General features: G+C 73.1%; 16 protein-coding genes. 11 read left to right on the plus strand and 5 right to left on the minus strand.

Annotated features, from left to right (window positions below):
• Nucleotides 1–35: 35 nt before the first annotated feature.
• The 3 genes from ACN20G_RS35885 to ACN20G_RS35895 all read left to right on the plus strand — a co-directional run bounded on the left by ACN20G_RS35885 (nt 36) and on the right by ACN20G_RS35895 (nt 2,170).
• Complete coding sequence (locus ACN20G_RS35885; RefSeq protein ID WP_424217549.1) at nt 36–665, plus strand: hypothetical protein; 630 nt, start codon at nt 36–38, stop codon at nt 663–665.
• A gap of 130 nt (nt 666–795) precedes the next feature.
• Nucleotides 796–1,827, plus strand: coding sequence for a trypsin-like serine peptidase (locus ACN20G_RS35890; protein ID WP_424217550.1), 1,032 nt, complete (start codon nt 796–798; stop codon nt 1,825–1,827).
• A gap of 73 nt (nt 1,828–1,900) precedes the next feature.
• Nucleotides 1,901–2,170 carry a hypothetical protein gene (locus ACN20G_RS35895; protein WP_424217551.1) on the plus strand — a complete coding sequence of 90 codons (270 nt, stop codon included), beginning with the start codon at nt 1,901–1,903 and terminating at the stop codon, nt 2,168–2,170.
• 112 nt (nt 2,171–2,282) lie between these two features.
• On the opposite strand, the gene ACN20G_RS35900 is transcribed toward ACN20G_RS35895, so the two are convergent.
• Nucleotides 2,283–3,248: an NAD(P)/FAD-dependent oxidoreductase gene (locus tag ACN20G_RS35900; RefSeq protein WP_424217552.1), complete on the minus strand. Its 966-nt coding sequence runs from the start codon at nt 3,246–3,248 to the stop codon at nt 2,283–2,285.
• Between the two features lie 697 nt (nt 3,249–3,945).
• On the opposite strand from ACN20G_RS35900, the gene ACN20G_RS35905 reads away from it, so the two are divergent.
• The 4 genes from ACN20G_RS35905 to ACN20G_RS35920 are packed head-to-tail and all read left to right on the plus strand — an operon-like array spanning nt 3,946 to nt 7,827.
• Entirely contained in the window at nt 3,946–4,896 is a 951-nt protein-coding gene (locus ACN20G_RS35905) for a pseudouridine-5'-phosphate glycosidase (RefSeq protein WP_424217553.1), read from the plus strand.
• Entirely contained in the window at nt 4,893–5,600 is a 708-nt protein-coding gene (locus tag ACN20G_RS35910) for an HAD family hydrolase (protein WP_424217554.1), read from the plus strand. The genes ACN20G_RS35905 and ACN20G_RS35910 overlap by 4 nt, the downstream gene beginning before the upstream one ends.
• Entirely contained in the window at nt 5,597–7,057 is a 1,461-nt protein-coding gene (locus ACN20G_RS35915; protein WP_424217555.1) for an MFS transporter, read from the plus strand. The genes ACN20G_RS35910 and ACN20G_RS35915 overlap by 4 nt, the downstream gene beginning before the upstream one ends.
• The gene (locus ACN20G_RS35920; protein ID WP_424217556.1) at nt 7,054–7,827 is read left to right on the plus strand and encodes a maleate cis-trans isomerase family protein; all 774 of its coding nucleotides are present in this window, start codon (nt 7,054–7,056) and stop codon (nt 7,825–7,827) included. Before ACN20G_RS35915 ends, ACN20G_RS35920 begins: the two co-directional genes overlap by 4 nt.
• A gap of 67 nt (nt 7,828–7,894) precedes the next feature.
• On the opposite strand, the gene ACN20G_RS35925 is transcribed toward ACN20G_RS35920, so the two are convergent.
• From ACN20G_RS35925 to ACN20G_RS35935, 3 genes are read right to left on the minus strand one after another with little or no spacing between them, the layout of a single operon-like run.
• Nucleotides 7,895–8,086, minus strand: a complete 192-nt coding sequence (locus tag ACN20G_RS35925) for a DUF397 domain-containing protein (protein ID WP_424217557.1) — start codon at nt 8,084–8,086, stop codon at nt 7,895–7,897.
• Nucleotides 8,087–8,106: 20 nt separating this feature from the next.
• Nucleotides 8,107–8,304 carry a DUF397 domain-containing protein gene (locus ACN20G_RS35930; RefSeq protein ID WP_424217558.1) on the minus strand — a complete coding sequence of 66 codons (198 nt, stop codon included), beginning with the start codon at nt 8,302–8,304 and terminating at the stop codon, nt 8,107–8,109.
• Nucleotides 8,301–9,140 carry a helix-turn-helix domain-containing protein gene (locus tag ACN20G_RS35935; protein ID WP_424217559.1) on the minus strand — a complete coding sequence of 280 codons (840 nt, stop codon included), beginning with the start codon at nt 9,138–9,140 and terminating at the stop codon, nt 8,301–8,303. Before ACN20G_RS35935 ends, ACN20G_RS35930 begins: the two co-directional genes overlap by 4 nt.
• A gap of 200 nt (nt 9,141–9,340) precedes the next feature.
• On the opposite strand from ACN20G_RS35935, the gene ACN20G_RS35940 reads away from it, so the two are divergent.
• Nucleotides 9,341–9,751 (plus strand): hypothetical protein, encoded by a 411-nt coding sequence (locus ACN20G_RS35940; RefSeq protein ID WP_424217560.1) that lies wholly within the window; start codon nt 9,341–9,343, stop codon nt 9,749–9,751.
• A gap of 507 nt (nt 9,752–10,258) precedes the next feature.
• On the opposite strand, the gene ACN20G_RS35945 is transcribed toward ACN20G_RS35940, so the two are convergent.
• Complete coding sequence (locus tag ACN20G_RS35945) at nt 10,259–10,918, minus strand: Type 1 glutamine amidotransferase-like domain-containing protein (protein ID WP_424217561.1); 660 nt, start codon at nt 10,916–10,918, stop codon at nt 10,259–10,261.
• 168 nt (nt 10,919–11,086) lie between these two features.
• On the opposite strand from ACN20G_RS35945, the gene ACN20G_RS35950 reads away from it, so the two are divergent.
• The 3 genes from ACN20G_RS35950 (at nt 11,087) to ACN20G_RS35960 (ending at nt 12,637) form a co-directional block, all read left to right on the plus strand.
• Complete coding sequence (locus ACN20G_RS35950; RefSeq protein WP_424217562.1) at nt 11,087–11,515, plus strand: GNAT family N-acetyltransferase; 429 nt, start codon at nt 11,087–11,089, stop codon at nt 11,513–11,515.
• A gap of 56 nt (nt 11,516–11,571) precedes the next feature.
• Nucleotides 11,572–11,982: a VOC family protein gene (locus ACN20G_RS35955; RefSeq protein WP_424217563.1), complete on the plus strand. Its 411-nt coding sequence runs from the start codon at nt 11,572–11,574 to the stop codon at nt 11,980–11,982.
• A 124-nt stretch (nt 11,983–12,106) separates the two neighbouring features.
• The gene (locus tag ACN20G_RS35960) at nt 12,107–12,637 is read left to right on the plus strand and encodes a helix-turn-helix transcriptional regulator (protein ID WP_424217564.1); all 531 of its coding nucleotides are present in this window, start codon (nt 12,107–12,109) and stop codon (nt 12,635–12,637) included.
• Nucleotides 12,638–12,641: the final 4 nt, after the last annotated feature.

Consider the following 12,641-nt stretch of genomic DNA (forward strand, 5'->3'; position numbering starts at 1 on the left):
TCGGCCCGTCCGCACGAACACCCGACGGGGGGACCATGAACGGCCCGGCCGGCCTGCCCAGGCACTACCGCACCCGACGCGGAAACCGGGCCTTTTACGGTTTCCTCTCCCTGCTCCTGGCCGTGGCCCTGATCCGGCTCTGGATCAACCCGGACACGTTCCCGCCGGCCGTGTCGGCGGCGATCACGGCCGTCCTGGTCCTCGGGGTGGGGTGGCTGCTGTTCGCACGGGCGCGGCGGGTGACCTCCGCGGACGCCGAGGGGATCACGATCCGCGGCTACGGGCCCCGGCACCGGCTGCGGTGGGACGAGATCCACGACATCCGGCCCGTGGACATCCCCGCGGCCGGCCGCGGCATCGGCCCGAGCCGGGTCGCGTACGTGTACCGGGTCGACGGCCGGCGGGTGCAGATGGCGTGCGTGGACGACGCGGAACAGCGCGACCTGGAATGGGAGCTGGCGGCCCTGCGCGACCAGCTGTTCCGCCGCCGGAACCCGCACTGGACGCCCGACTCCGGGGCCGAGCCGCGCATCGCCCGACAGAACGCCCGCTGGGCGGCGTACTACCGCTGGGCCTCGGGATGGCGCCTGCTGCTGATCGTCGCCGGCACCCTCGCCCTGGGCGCCGCGATCATCGCGACGGCGGTCCTCGTCTCGATGGCCTGAGCCGGTCCGGGCCGGGGGTGGGTCGGCGGGCTCTCGGTTACCGGCCATTTCCCTGACTTTTTGTTGACGGAGCGTCAGTTTCCGGTCGAACATGACGCGTTCATGTCGGCAACAGGAAGCGAGACAGCACGTGTCCGGCTTGCGTGGCAGACATTCGTTCACCCTCGGCATCGCCGCCACCGCGGCGCTCCTGCTCTTCCCCGCCGCCACCGCCGTCCAGGCGGCGGACGTGGGCACCGTCGCCGTGGCCGCCGCGAAGGCGGCCCCCACCACCGCCGTCGAGCACACCGTCCCGACCGGCTCCGGCGCCGGGGCGCGGATCGCGCGGTACTGGACGCCCGAGCGGATGGCGGCGGCGATCCCCGTCGAACCCGTCGGACGCGCCTCCGCACCCGACGGGGCCGCCCGGGCACCCCAGGCCCCGACCGGGCCCGCGACGACCGGGGCCGACCCCGTGGCGGGCACCGCCGCGGACACCGACGGCGTCAAGCTCGCGGTCACCGCGACCCGGGTCGTGGGCAAGGTCTTCTTCACCGGCTCGGACGGCGTCAACCGGGTCTGTTCCGGTTCGGCCGTCAACAGCACCAACAAGAACATGGTCCTCACCGCCGGTCACTGCGTGCACGGCGGACCCGGCAAGTCCTGGGCCACGAACTGGCAGTTCGTGCCCTACTACGACCACGGCAGCCGCCCCTACGGCAGCTGGCAGGCCGAAACCCTCGTCGCCTTCAACGGCTGGACCAACAGCGGCGACTTCGGGTACGACCTGGGCATCGTCATCACGTCGCCGACCTCGCGCGGTGAACTCGTCAACGCGGTCGGCGGGCTCGGCATCCAGTGGAACCAGTCCAAGAGCCGCTCCGTCGTCACCATGGGCTACCCCCAGGACCCGCCCTTCGACGGACAGTGGCAGTACTACTGCACCGGCACCACCGCCCAGCGCAGCGGCTCCGTCACCAACCAGATCAAACTGCCGTGCACCCTGACCGGCGGGTCCAGCGGCGGCCCGTGGATCTACGGCAAGGACGACGCCACCTACTACAGCGGCTGGGTCAACGGCGTGAACAGCAACGTCAACGACGCCAAGAAGCCCACCGAGATGCGCTCCCCGTACTTCGCGACCTGGGTCGGGGACGCGTTCACCAAGTACTCCTCCTACTGACCTGACACCGACGCCGCCGCCGACGTACGGTCGACGCACGGACCGGGTGTCCACGAGAAGGGCGGGACCGCTGATGACGCGCTTCGCACACGCCGCGCTCGGTGTCCTAGCGGCGGTCGTGCTCGCGGGCACGCTCGCCGGCTGCGGGGGCGAGGCCGGCGACGCCGACCGCCCCGGGGACCCGTGCCCGTCCTCGTCCCCCCACCCGTCCCCCGACCCACCGGCCACGCCGGAGCCGTCCGGCACGACGGGTGCGCCCGGGGACAGCCAGGAGCACTCCGTCACGCCCCACCCGAGCTGCCCCATCGAGAGCGGCGTCCCGGACATGCCCGTGGACCCCTGACCGGGGAACGCCACGCGCACCCGAAGACGGCCGATGGGAAGGGCGAGGGAGGGTCCGGGGCCACGAGCCCCGGACCCTCCCCTCCGGCCGTGGCGGCCGGCCCGGTGGCGGGTCAGGCGGGGGTGGTGCGGGTGCGGTGGGTGGCCAGGTCCTGGGCGAGTTCCTCGTCGACCAGGTCGTGGTTGAGGGCGAAGGCCGCCGCCGCGCCCATGCCGGCCGCTGTCACGGCCTGGGCCCGTGAGTCGATCACGTTGCCCACCGCCCACAGCCCCGGCCGGCTCGTGCGCCCGGCCCGGTCGGTGACCAGCCGGCCTTGCTCGTCCTTCTCGCAGCCCAGGCCGTCGAAGGGCTGGTCGTTGGGGATCATGCGCGGGAAGAAGAACACCCCGTCGCACTCCAGGCTCCGCCCGTCGGCCAACTCCACCGCGTGCAGCGCCCCGTCCTTCTCCACCACCGAGGACACCGGCCCGTCCACGACCGTGATGCCGCGCGCGTCGAGGCGTTCGCGTTCCTCCGCCGACAGCGGCCGGTCGTGCGGCACGTACACCAGCTCCGAGGTCCACTGCCGCAGCAGCGTGGCCTGCCCCGGCGAGGCCGGGTGCACGCCGAGCACGACCACCCGCCGGTCGCGCACCTCCCAGCCGTGGCAGTACGGGCAGAAGTGCACGTCACGGCCCCACAGGGCGCGCAGGCCCGGGATCTCGGGCATCTCGTCGCGCAGTCCGCTCGCCAACACCACGTGCCGCGCGCCCAGGGTCGCGCCGCCCGCGAGCCGCACCGTGTACCCGCCGCCCTCGGCGGCGTCCACCTGGTCCACCCGACCCGTGATCGACACCGCGCCGTAGCGCGCGATCTCGGCCCGCCCCGTCTCCAACACCGCGAGCGGCGAGGCCCCGTCGCGGGACAGGAAGCCGTGCATGTGCGGGGAGGGCGCGTTGCGCGGCTCCCCGGCGTCCACGACGGCGACGCTCCGCCGCGCCCGCGCCAGCACCAGCGCCGCGTTCAACCCGCCCGCGCCGCCCCCCAGCACCACGACGTCGTACGAGGTCCGGTCGGTCGTGTCGTCAATTCCGGTCATGGTGACCACCTCCGCGCACAGCCTGCGGACCCCTCCCCCGCGCGACCAACCTTTGTTGCCGTTTCCGGGACGGGGCGCGCCGGCTCGACGGGCGGTCGAGGAACGCCGGCGAAGGGCCGGCCGGCCGGTGCTCCCTTTCGCCGAGGGCGGGTGGAGGTCGGGGCCGGGCGCGGGGGACGGGACGAGGGGCGGACGGGGCGAAAACCGTCCCCCCGGCACGTTCCGCCCCGCCCCGCCGCGTCCGGACCCGCCGGCCCCCGGCGGTGGGCGACACCCGGCCCGGAGCAGCCCGTTCGTCCGTTTCCCGGTCGCGAACGCGAAGGGCCGCAGACGGGAACGGACCGTCGGAATCCGGCCATTCGGCCGGTCCCGTGCGGGTCCCGGGAGTGCCCGGCAGGGCCCCCGACGTGGCCGGCAGGGGGGTTTGACACCCCCGGCGAGACCTCTGCAATCTCGACACGGAACCCGAATCCCCCGCATTCCCTCCCGCGCACACCGGACGCGGACCCGAGCGGAGCCACGGGGGAAACCCGTTCCCGACGCCGAACCGAACCCGAGTCGACCGGGCCGGTCCGACGGGCCGGTCCGAGGGGACGCCGCACGCCCCCTCGGCCACGCACCACCCGCACCGCACGCATCACCCGCACCGCACCGTACGCACGCGCAGCGCCACCCCTCACACGACAAGGCGAACCACATGACCGTGCTCACGCAGTCCCGCCCGTCCACCGTCGACCCGAGCCTGCTGCTGATCAGCGAGGAGGTCGCCGACGCCCTCGTCGCCGGCCGGCCCGTCGTGGCCCTGGAATCCTCCGTGCTCTCGGGCTTCCCCTACCCCGAGAACCTGGCCCTGGCCCGGCAGATGGACGACCGGATCCGCGAGCACGGCGCCGTCCCCGCCCGCATCGGCCTCCTCGGCGGCCGCATCCTCGTCGGCATGGACGAGGACCGCCTCGACGCGTTCTGCGCCCACCCCAAGGTCCCCAAGGTGTCCACCCGTGACATCGGCATCACCCTCGCCGGCGGCGGCCCCGGCGGCACCACCGTCTCCTCCTCACTGGCCGCCGCCGAGATAGCGGGCATCGAGGTGTTCGCGGTCGCCGGCATCGGCGGCGTCCACCGCGACGCCCCCACCAGCTTCGACATCTCCACCGACCTCGCCCAGTTCACCCGCTCGGGCACCGCCGTCGTCTGCGCCGGCGCCAAGTCGATGCTGCACCCGCGCTGGACCCTGGAATGGCTGGAGACCGCCGGGATCCCCGTCATCGGCTACCGCTGCGACGACTTCCCCGCCTACCTGTCCGTCTCCAGCGGCGTCCGCAACCCGCACCGCCTCGACGACCTCGGCGACATCGCCCGCGCCACCCGCGCCCACTGGCGCTCCGGCAACCACACCAGCGTGCTCGTCACCCACCCCATCGCCGAGGCCGACGGCATCCCCTCCGAGGAGATCGCCGAGGTCCTGGAGACGGCAACGGCCGCCGCCGCGCGCGACGGCGTGACCGGCCCGGCCGTCACCCCGTACCTGCTCAAGGCCCTCGCCGAGGCCACCGAGGGCCGCACCGCCGCCGCCAACCGCTCGGTGCTGCTGTCCACCATCGCCGTCGCCGCCCAGTTCGCCGTGCGCCTCGCGGAGGAGAGCCGATGAACCACCCCAGCGTCCCCGCCGCCGTCCTCTTCGACCTCGACGGCACCCTCCTCGACACCCCGTCCGCGATCGCCGACTGCCTGCGCACCACCCTGGCCCGCTCGGGCCGGCGGGCCACGGACGAAGAACTGCGGGCCACCATCGGCCGCCCCCTGAACGCCGTGTTCGCGCAGCTCACCGGCCTCCCCGAGGAGGACCCCGAGGTCGCCGAACACGTCGCCGGCTTCCGCCGCGCCTTCCGCGAGGAAGCCGTGCCCCGCGCCCGCGACCTGATCTTCCCCGGCGTCCCCGAACTCCTCGACCGCCTCGCCGACCACGGCGCGCAACTCGCGATCGTCACCAGCAAGATCCTCCCCAGCGCCGAGGAACTCCTGCACCCCGCCGGACTGCGCTCCCGCTTCGACACCCTCATCTGCCACGGCATGGCCCCGCGCGGCAAACCCCACCCCGACCTCGCCCTTCTCGCCGCCGAATGCCTCGGCCGGCGCCCCGAGGAGTGCGTGGTGGTCGGCGACGCCGTCGACGACGCCCGGATGGCCCGCGCCGCCGGCATGACCTCCCTCGGCGTCACCTGGGGCGTGGGCCGCGCGGAGGAGCTCACCGGCGCCGGCGCCCACAGCGTCGTCACCGACGTGCCCGCCCTGGCCGCCGCCCTCGACGCGTTCCTCTCGACCCGAGACGCCGCCCTCTCCCTGCCGACATGAGTGAGACCCCCGACATGACCACCACAGCCCCCACACCCACCGCGAACGAGACCACGAACCCGAGCACGAGCCCGAGCGCGAGAAAGGGCGCGGGCGCGGGCACCACCGGCGGCCTGCTCACCATCTCCGCCGCCCAGTTCCTCATCGCCCTCGACTTCTCCGTCATCTTCGTCGCCCTGCCCAGCATGAGCGCCGAACTCGGCCTGTCCGGGGCGGCGGCCCAATGGGTGGTCAGCGCCTACAGCGTGTTCTTCGCCGGCTTCCTCATCCTCGGCGGCCGACTCGCCGACCGCCTCGGCGCCCGCACCCTGTTCGTGGCCGCCCTTGGCCTGTTCGGCGTGGCCTCCCTCGTCGGCGGCATAGCGGCCGGCGCGGTCGTGCTGCTGCTGGCCCGAGCCGCCCAGGGCGTCGCCGCCGCCACCCTCCAGCCCGCGATCCTGTCGCTCCTCAACACCACCTTCGCCGCCGGCCGCGAACGCACCCGCGCCATGGCCGTGTGGGGCACCGTCGGCGCCAGCGGCCTGGCCGCCGGAGTCGTCGTCGGCGGCCTCCTCACCACCCTGTCCTGGCGCTGGACCTTCTTCGTGAACCTGCCCTTCGCCCTCGTGTGCGTGCTGGCCGCGCCCCGCTTCCTGCGCGGCGGACGCGCCGGCGGCGAGGCCAAGCCCCTCAACGTGATCAGCGCCGTGCTGTGCACCGCCACCGTGCTCGGCTTCGCCTCGGCCCTCACCTTCGCCGCCGACGCCGGCTGGACCGCGCCTACCACGCTCATCGGCTTCGGCGTGGCCCTGCTGTGCCTGGTCGTCTTCGCGGTCCGGGAACGCGTCAGCGCGGTCCCGCTGATCGAACGCTCCCTGCGCGGCACCCGCACCCTGTTCGTCGGCTGCGTCTCCACCGCCCTGTACATGGCGAGCGTCGCGGGCGTCGAGTTCTACCTCGTCACGCTCTTCCTCCAGGAGAACCGCGACATGACCCCGCTCACGGCCGGCCTCGCCTTCCTGCCGCTCGCCGTGTGCATCACCCTCGGCAACATGCTCGCCGGCCGGGCCATCCCCCGCGTGGGCGTCGGCGTCACCCTGCCGCTCGCGTTCCTCGTCGGCGCGGGCGGGCTCGCGCTGCTGGCCTTCGGCGTGCACACCGAGTCCTACTGGCTCGGCGTCGCCCCCGGCCTCATCGTCTCGGGCCTGGGCCACGGCATGATCTACACCTCCATGTTCGTCGGCGGCAGCCGCGACGTGGACGACGCCAACCAGGGCGTCGCCGGCGCCCTCATGACCACCAGCCAGTACGCGGGCGGCGCGGTCGGCGTGGCCGTCCTCGTCATCCTCCTCGGCGATCGGCCGAACGACGCGGCGTTCCTGCCCGCGTTCCTCGTCGCCGCCGGCATCGCCGTCATCGGAGCCCTGTGGGGCGCCCGCGGCTTCGCCCACCTGCGAGGGAAGGAGCACGCGGCGTGACCCGCCTCGGCATCCTCGTCATCCACAACGACCCCGTCCCCGAACGCGAGATCTGGCGCCAGGCCCCCGCCGGCACCGAGATCCACACCGCGCGCTTCGCCTGCCCGCGCCCCGAGGACACCGAATACGTCGGCACGGAAGGCCCCGGCCTGGCCAACGCGACGGAGGTCCGCCGCGCCCTGGACCACCTCGGCACCCTCGGCGTGGACCGGATCGCGTTCTGCTTCGGCTCGCCCAGCTTCTTCGGCGGCCCCGAGTTCGACCCGGCGTTCACCGAGACGGCGAGCGCGCACGCGCACGGCACGGAGGTCTTCACCGCCGGCCAGGCCATCACGGCGGCGGCGGACGCGCTCGGCGTGCGCCGGCCGCTCGTCGTCATGCCACCGTGGTTCACCCCGCCCACGCACGAGGCGGCGCGGGCCTACCTCACGGCGCACGGCGCGGAATCGGTCCGCGTCCGGCCCTTCGACCTCGGACCGGAGTGGGCGCACGTGCCCCCGCCGAACGCGTTCGACGAGGGCGCCCGCTGGGCCATCGACCCCCGCGAGGTCGTCCGCCAGGTCCGCGAGGCGGCCGAGGAGACGGACGGCGGGATCGACGGGGTCATCGTCCCCGGCAGCGGCTTCGCCACGCACCCGGTCGTCGCCGAACTCGAACGAGAACTGGGCCTCCCGGTCACCACGGCGAACCAGGCGGTCCTCTGGTACGCGCTCAGGGCGGCGGGCGAGAAGGGCGACGAGGCGCACGGCAGCCTCTTCACCCGAGCCTGACCGCACCCCACCCCCGTCCGGGGCCCGCCCCACTGTGCGCGCGGCGGGCCCCGGAACCGCGCCCGGCTCACCCCCGCCGCCGCACCCCACGCACAAACGCCCCGAACGCCCCCACGGACACCAGGACGACGGCCCCACCCACCACCTTGGAGTCGCGCACGGGCACGGTCCCGGAGGCGAGGAGATCACCGGAGACCTCCAGGCACGCCCCACCGCCCTGACTGTGGGACGACTTGATCCAACGCAGATCGAGGGTCACGGGCTCTCCCCAGCGGTAGGTCAGACCTCGGTGTGCTTGGTCCCGGCGACGAACGCTCCGAACGCCTCGGCGGAGAACCCGATGACCGGCCCGGCGGGGTTCTTGGAGTCTCGGACGGGGACGGTCCCGGAGGCGAGAAGGTCTGCGGAGACCTCGACGCACACACGTTGGTCATTGCTGTAGGACGACTTGAACCAGGTGAAGGATTCGGAGGTCACGAAACGGCCTTTCGTAGACGTTCGATCATGGCTACGGAGTCCCTTTGGGACAACGAGGCTGCCTGGAGCTGATAGTAGGCAGCCAGAAGCTTGGAGACTGCTTTGTCATCCCGTTCGAGGTGACCTTGGTGGGCCGACTCGGACCAGGAGATGACCGATCGGTCGGGCATGGTCAGGATGTGTACAGGGACAGGCAGAGACCGATCTGTTCCCAGGTCGAATGGAGTTACCTGAAGGACCGTGTGGCCGAGCGTGGCGAAGTCCAGCAGGACGTCCAATTGGTCCCTCCACTCGCGCGCCGTGCCGATCCTCCGCTGGATGCAGCTTTCGTCGAGGATGACGTGCATCAGGAGCGGAGGATCCCGCCTGATTGCTTCTTGGCGGTCGAGGATCGTCTTGGCCCACCGGTCGGCTTGTGCTTGTGTGCTGACGCCACGCCGTACCGGGCCTTGGGCCATGGCATTGGTGTAAGCCGATGTTTGTACCAGCCCGGGTATGACCCCCAATTCGTTGATACGGATCTCTCGGGCCTTGGCTTCGTGCTTCTGGTAATCGGGCAGCCCCTCGACCAAGAGACTGTGCCGGACTGCCAGGAAGTCGCGGGTGAACGACTCCTCCGAAGCGTCGTGCAGGTCGAAGGTGCTGTTCAACGCCCTTGCGAGACGAAGGGTGAAGGGTTTTCGGCCGGTTTCGACCAGGGACATGTGGCCCGGCGAGTAGCCGGTCAGTTCGGCCATGTCTTCTTGGCGTAACCCTCGGGCCTTCCGCAAGCTGCGCAGACGCGCGCCCATGGCTGCCTGGGGTGAGGACTCGGGGTCCAACGGCTTCTCGGGCATGGCTCGTTGCCCACCCTTTCTTTCGTACTTGGCACATTGAAAGGCGAGCCGAGCCTAGGTCAATCTGAACACGCACCGCAGCCGGTTCGCCACGGTGGGGAGTGGCGGGCTGGGGTGCGACCTGTTGCCGTGCGCCCCCCCCTCGTCACCACTTCGCGCCGGCTCGGTTCGTCCTCTCGTCACCACCTTGTGGAGTCGCCGTGATCCAGTGCACCGTCGCGTCCCGAATCCTCGCCCCCGACGTTCTGCGGGCCGTGCCCCGAGAGGCCGAGCACGACCCGGGCGTGCGCTGTGAGCTGGGGGCTCCGCACGCCGGGCGGCACGCCTCGTTCGTCTGCTACCTCGACCCCGGGGCCCGGCCGCTCGCGCTGTGGGCGCGGTGGGCCGACGAGGCGGGCAAGGCGCAGCCGGAGCGGCACATGGACTGCCCGATCCGGGCCGAGGACGGCGACGTGTGCGTGCTGTTCAGTGGGCACACCGGCCCGCACGGTTGGCAGGTCGACCCGGGCGCGGACACCGGTGGTGGCGTCGACACCGGGGCGGGGGCGGTCGGGACCGCGCCCGGGGCCGCGCCCGGGCCCGGGGCCGGTGTGGCGCGGGCCGTTCGGTAGGGCGGGTTCGGTCGTGCTCGTCGTGCTGCGGTTGCTCTGCGGGCACGGGTTCTTCGTGGGGGTCGCGCGGGAGCGGGTGGCCGGGTGTTGTCTGGCGCCCGACCATCCCGGTCCGCACGCGCGTTACCTGGGCGCGGCGCCCGAGCGGGAGGGGGCGCGCGGGGTGTGGTTCGTGTGGGCGGGTGGTGGGGACGGCCGGACCGGGGTGTTCCCGTACTGTCCGGCCGCCGTGCCCGCTCCCTCCGTGCCCGCCCTCTCCGCGCCCGTCACCCCCGTGCCCGTCCCCTTCGTTCCCGTCACTCCCGTGTCCGTCCCCGTGTTCACCGGTGCCGTGCCGGGTGGAGGGGGGCGGCGGTGTGTGTTTCTCGGGGGGCATCAGGGGGTGCACTCGTGGGCCGTGCCCCGTCGGACCCTTGGCACCTCGTCCCACCCGCTGCCCCCGGATCCGCCCGGCGGCGTCTCCGTCGTCCTGGACCCGGCCTGAGGGCCCGGCCCGGCCCCGGTCGGTCAGTGGACGCGGGTGTCGTGGCCGTCGATCACGAGGGCCTGGCCGTCGCGCAGGGGCGTGTGGGGGACGCCTTCGGTGCGGTAGCGGGCGGCCACGATGCCCAGGACCTCGGTCTCGGGGTGCCCGGGCGAGTCGATGTGCGGCACGATCACGCGGTCGAGGAGGCCCAGGCCGTCCCACCGCGCCGGGTCCCCGTACGCGGCGCGCACGGCCTCCGGGTCGTCGCACAGCTCCAGCCCGCGCAGGTCGGGGGCGAGGACACAGGCGGCGGCACTGTAACCGGCGTAGACCGCGGCGTCCCGTGCCAGCAGGTCGATCAGGGCGGCGTCGGCACCACTGCGGGCCAGGGCCTGCCGCAGCACGAACACGTTCCCGCCCCGCACCCAGACCAGCGGGAACCGGGCCAGGACGGCCGCCACCTCGTGCGCGGGCCGGTCGAAGAACACGCGCAGGTCCACCTCGACCGGCCGCAGCCCGAGCCCGGCGAGCGCGTCGAGTTCGCGTTCCACCGCGTCGCGACGCTCGGCGGCCGGCAGGGCGTCGACCGCGTTGGCGATCACCGCGACGGGGGCGGCGGCGGTCCGCGCCGAAGGGTGCAGCAGGGCCACCATCCGGTCCGGATGGTGGCCGGTGCGAAAGGAGGAGAGGTACATCCGCATCCGACGACCGTAGTGCGCGAGGGCGTGACCGCGTCGGCGGGCGGTGGTGGTGGGCGATTTCGGGGTGGCGTCGGATGCCGGCAGTATGGGGACAGTGCAATGACGTTATTGCACTAGTGCAAATACGGGCTGTCGTGGTCCGGTGTGACGAAGGACGGACGGGTTCCCGTGTGGACGTGTGAGCAGGTGGTGGGCGCGAGCCTGGACGTGGACGAGGTCATCGACCTCTACCGGGCGGCGGAGCTGACCGAGGACCGTCCCGTCGACGACGTCTCCCGTTTCGCGCGGATGCTCGCGGGGTCCAACCTGGTGGTCACCGCGCGGACCGCGGACGGGCGCCTGGTCGGCATCGTCAGGGCCGTGACGGACGGGGTCCGCGTCACCCACGTCGGCGATCTCGCCGTCGACCCCGCCCGCCGACGCCTCGGCATCGGCCTCGACCTCATCGCGGCCGCTCAGGCGGCCGTCCCCGACACCCGGATCGTCCTCCTCGCCGACGCGCCGGCGGCCCCCTACTACCCGCACATCGGCTTCGCCCGTCACGAATCCGCCTGGACCCTGCCCGGCACCGCACCGCGGCCACGCCCGGGCCGCTGAGCGATCGATCAGGAATCGAGAAGCGCGGCGGCGTGACCGGCCCTAGCCTGCTGAGCATGGACATCACCATTCACACCACCGCCCTGCCGCACGAGGACCCGGACGCGTCGGTGGCCTTCTACCGCGACGTGCTCGGGTTCGAGGTCCGCAGCGACGTGGGGCAGGGGCGGATGCGGTGGATCACGGTCGGCCCGGTCGGGCAGCCCGGCACCTCGATCCTCCTCGCGCCGCCCGCCGCCGACCCCGGGATCACCGAGGACGAGCGGCGCACCATCACCGAGATGATGGCCAAGGGCACCTACGGCTGGATCCTGCTGGCCACCCCCGACCTCGACGGCGTGTTCGAGAAGGTGCAGGCCGGGGACACCGAGGTCGTGCAGGAGCCGACCGAGCAGCCGTACGGGGTGCGGGACTGCGCGTTCCGCGATCCGGCGGGAAACCTGGTGCGGATCCAGCAACTGCGCTGATTCGCGCGGGTGTTGGCGCGGGGGTGTCGGTGCGGGGTGCGGGCCGGCATCGTGCTTTTCGTCCGGGGTGTCCGTCGAGGCGGGCACCCCGGAGTCGTTCGACGGGTGAAGGGGAGGGCTGCCCGTGTGCAGGCCCGAATGGAGACGAGCGCTCGTGGAGTCACAGAGATTGGCGGACCTCGCGCGGTTGCGGCGGGTCCGGGACCGGATCGACCGGGAGTACGCGCAGCCATTGAACGTGGAGGCGCTGGCCCGGGACGCGCACATGTCGGCCGGGCACCTGAGCCGGCAGTTCCGGGCCGCGTACGGGGAGTCCCCGTACTCGTACCTCATGACCCGCCGGATCGAGCGGGCGGCGGCGCTGCTGCGGCGCGGGGACCTCAGCGTCACGGAGATCTGCTTCGCGGTGGGCTGCGCGTCGCTGGGGACGTTCACCACCCGGTTCACCGAACTGGTCGGGATGCCGCCCGGGGCCTTCCGACGGCAGGCGGCGGCGGAGGCGGCCGAGGTGGCCGGGGGCGACGAGCCGGTCGGCGCGGGGGCCGGTGAGCGGGTCGCGGTGCGGGTCGAGGGGATGCCGGCGTGCGTCGCGAAGCAGGTCTCCAGACCGGTCAGGAATCGAGAAGCCCCGGACCCGGGCCGGCGCCTAGCGTGAAGAC

Origin of the sequence: Streptomyces dryopteridis, from assembly GCF_049606955.1 — a bacterium.
Lineage (GTDB): Bacteria > Actinomycetota > Actinomycetes > Streptomycetales > Streptomycetaceae > Streptomyces.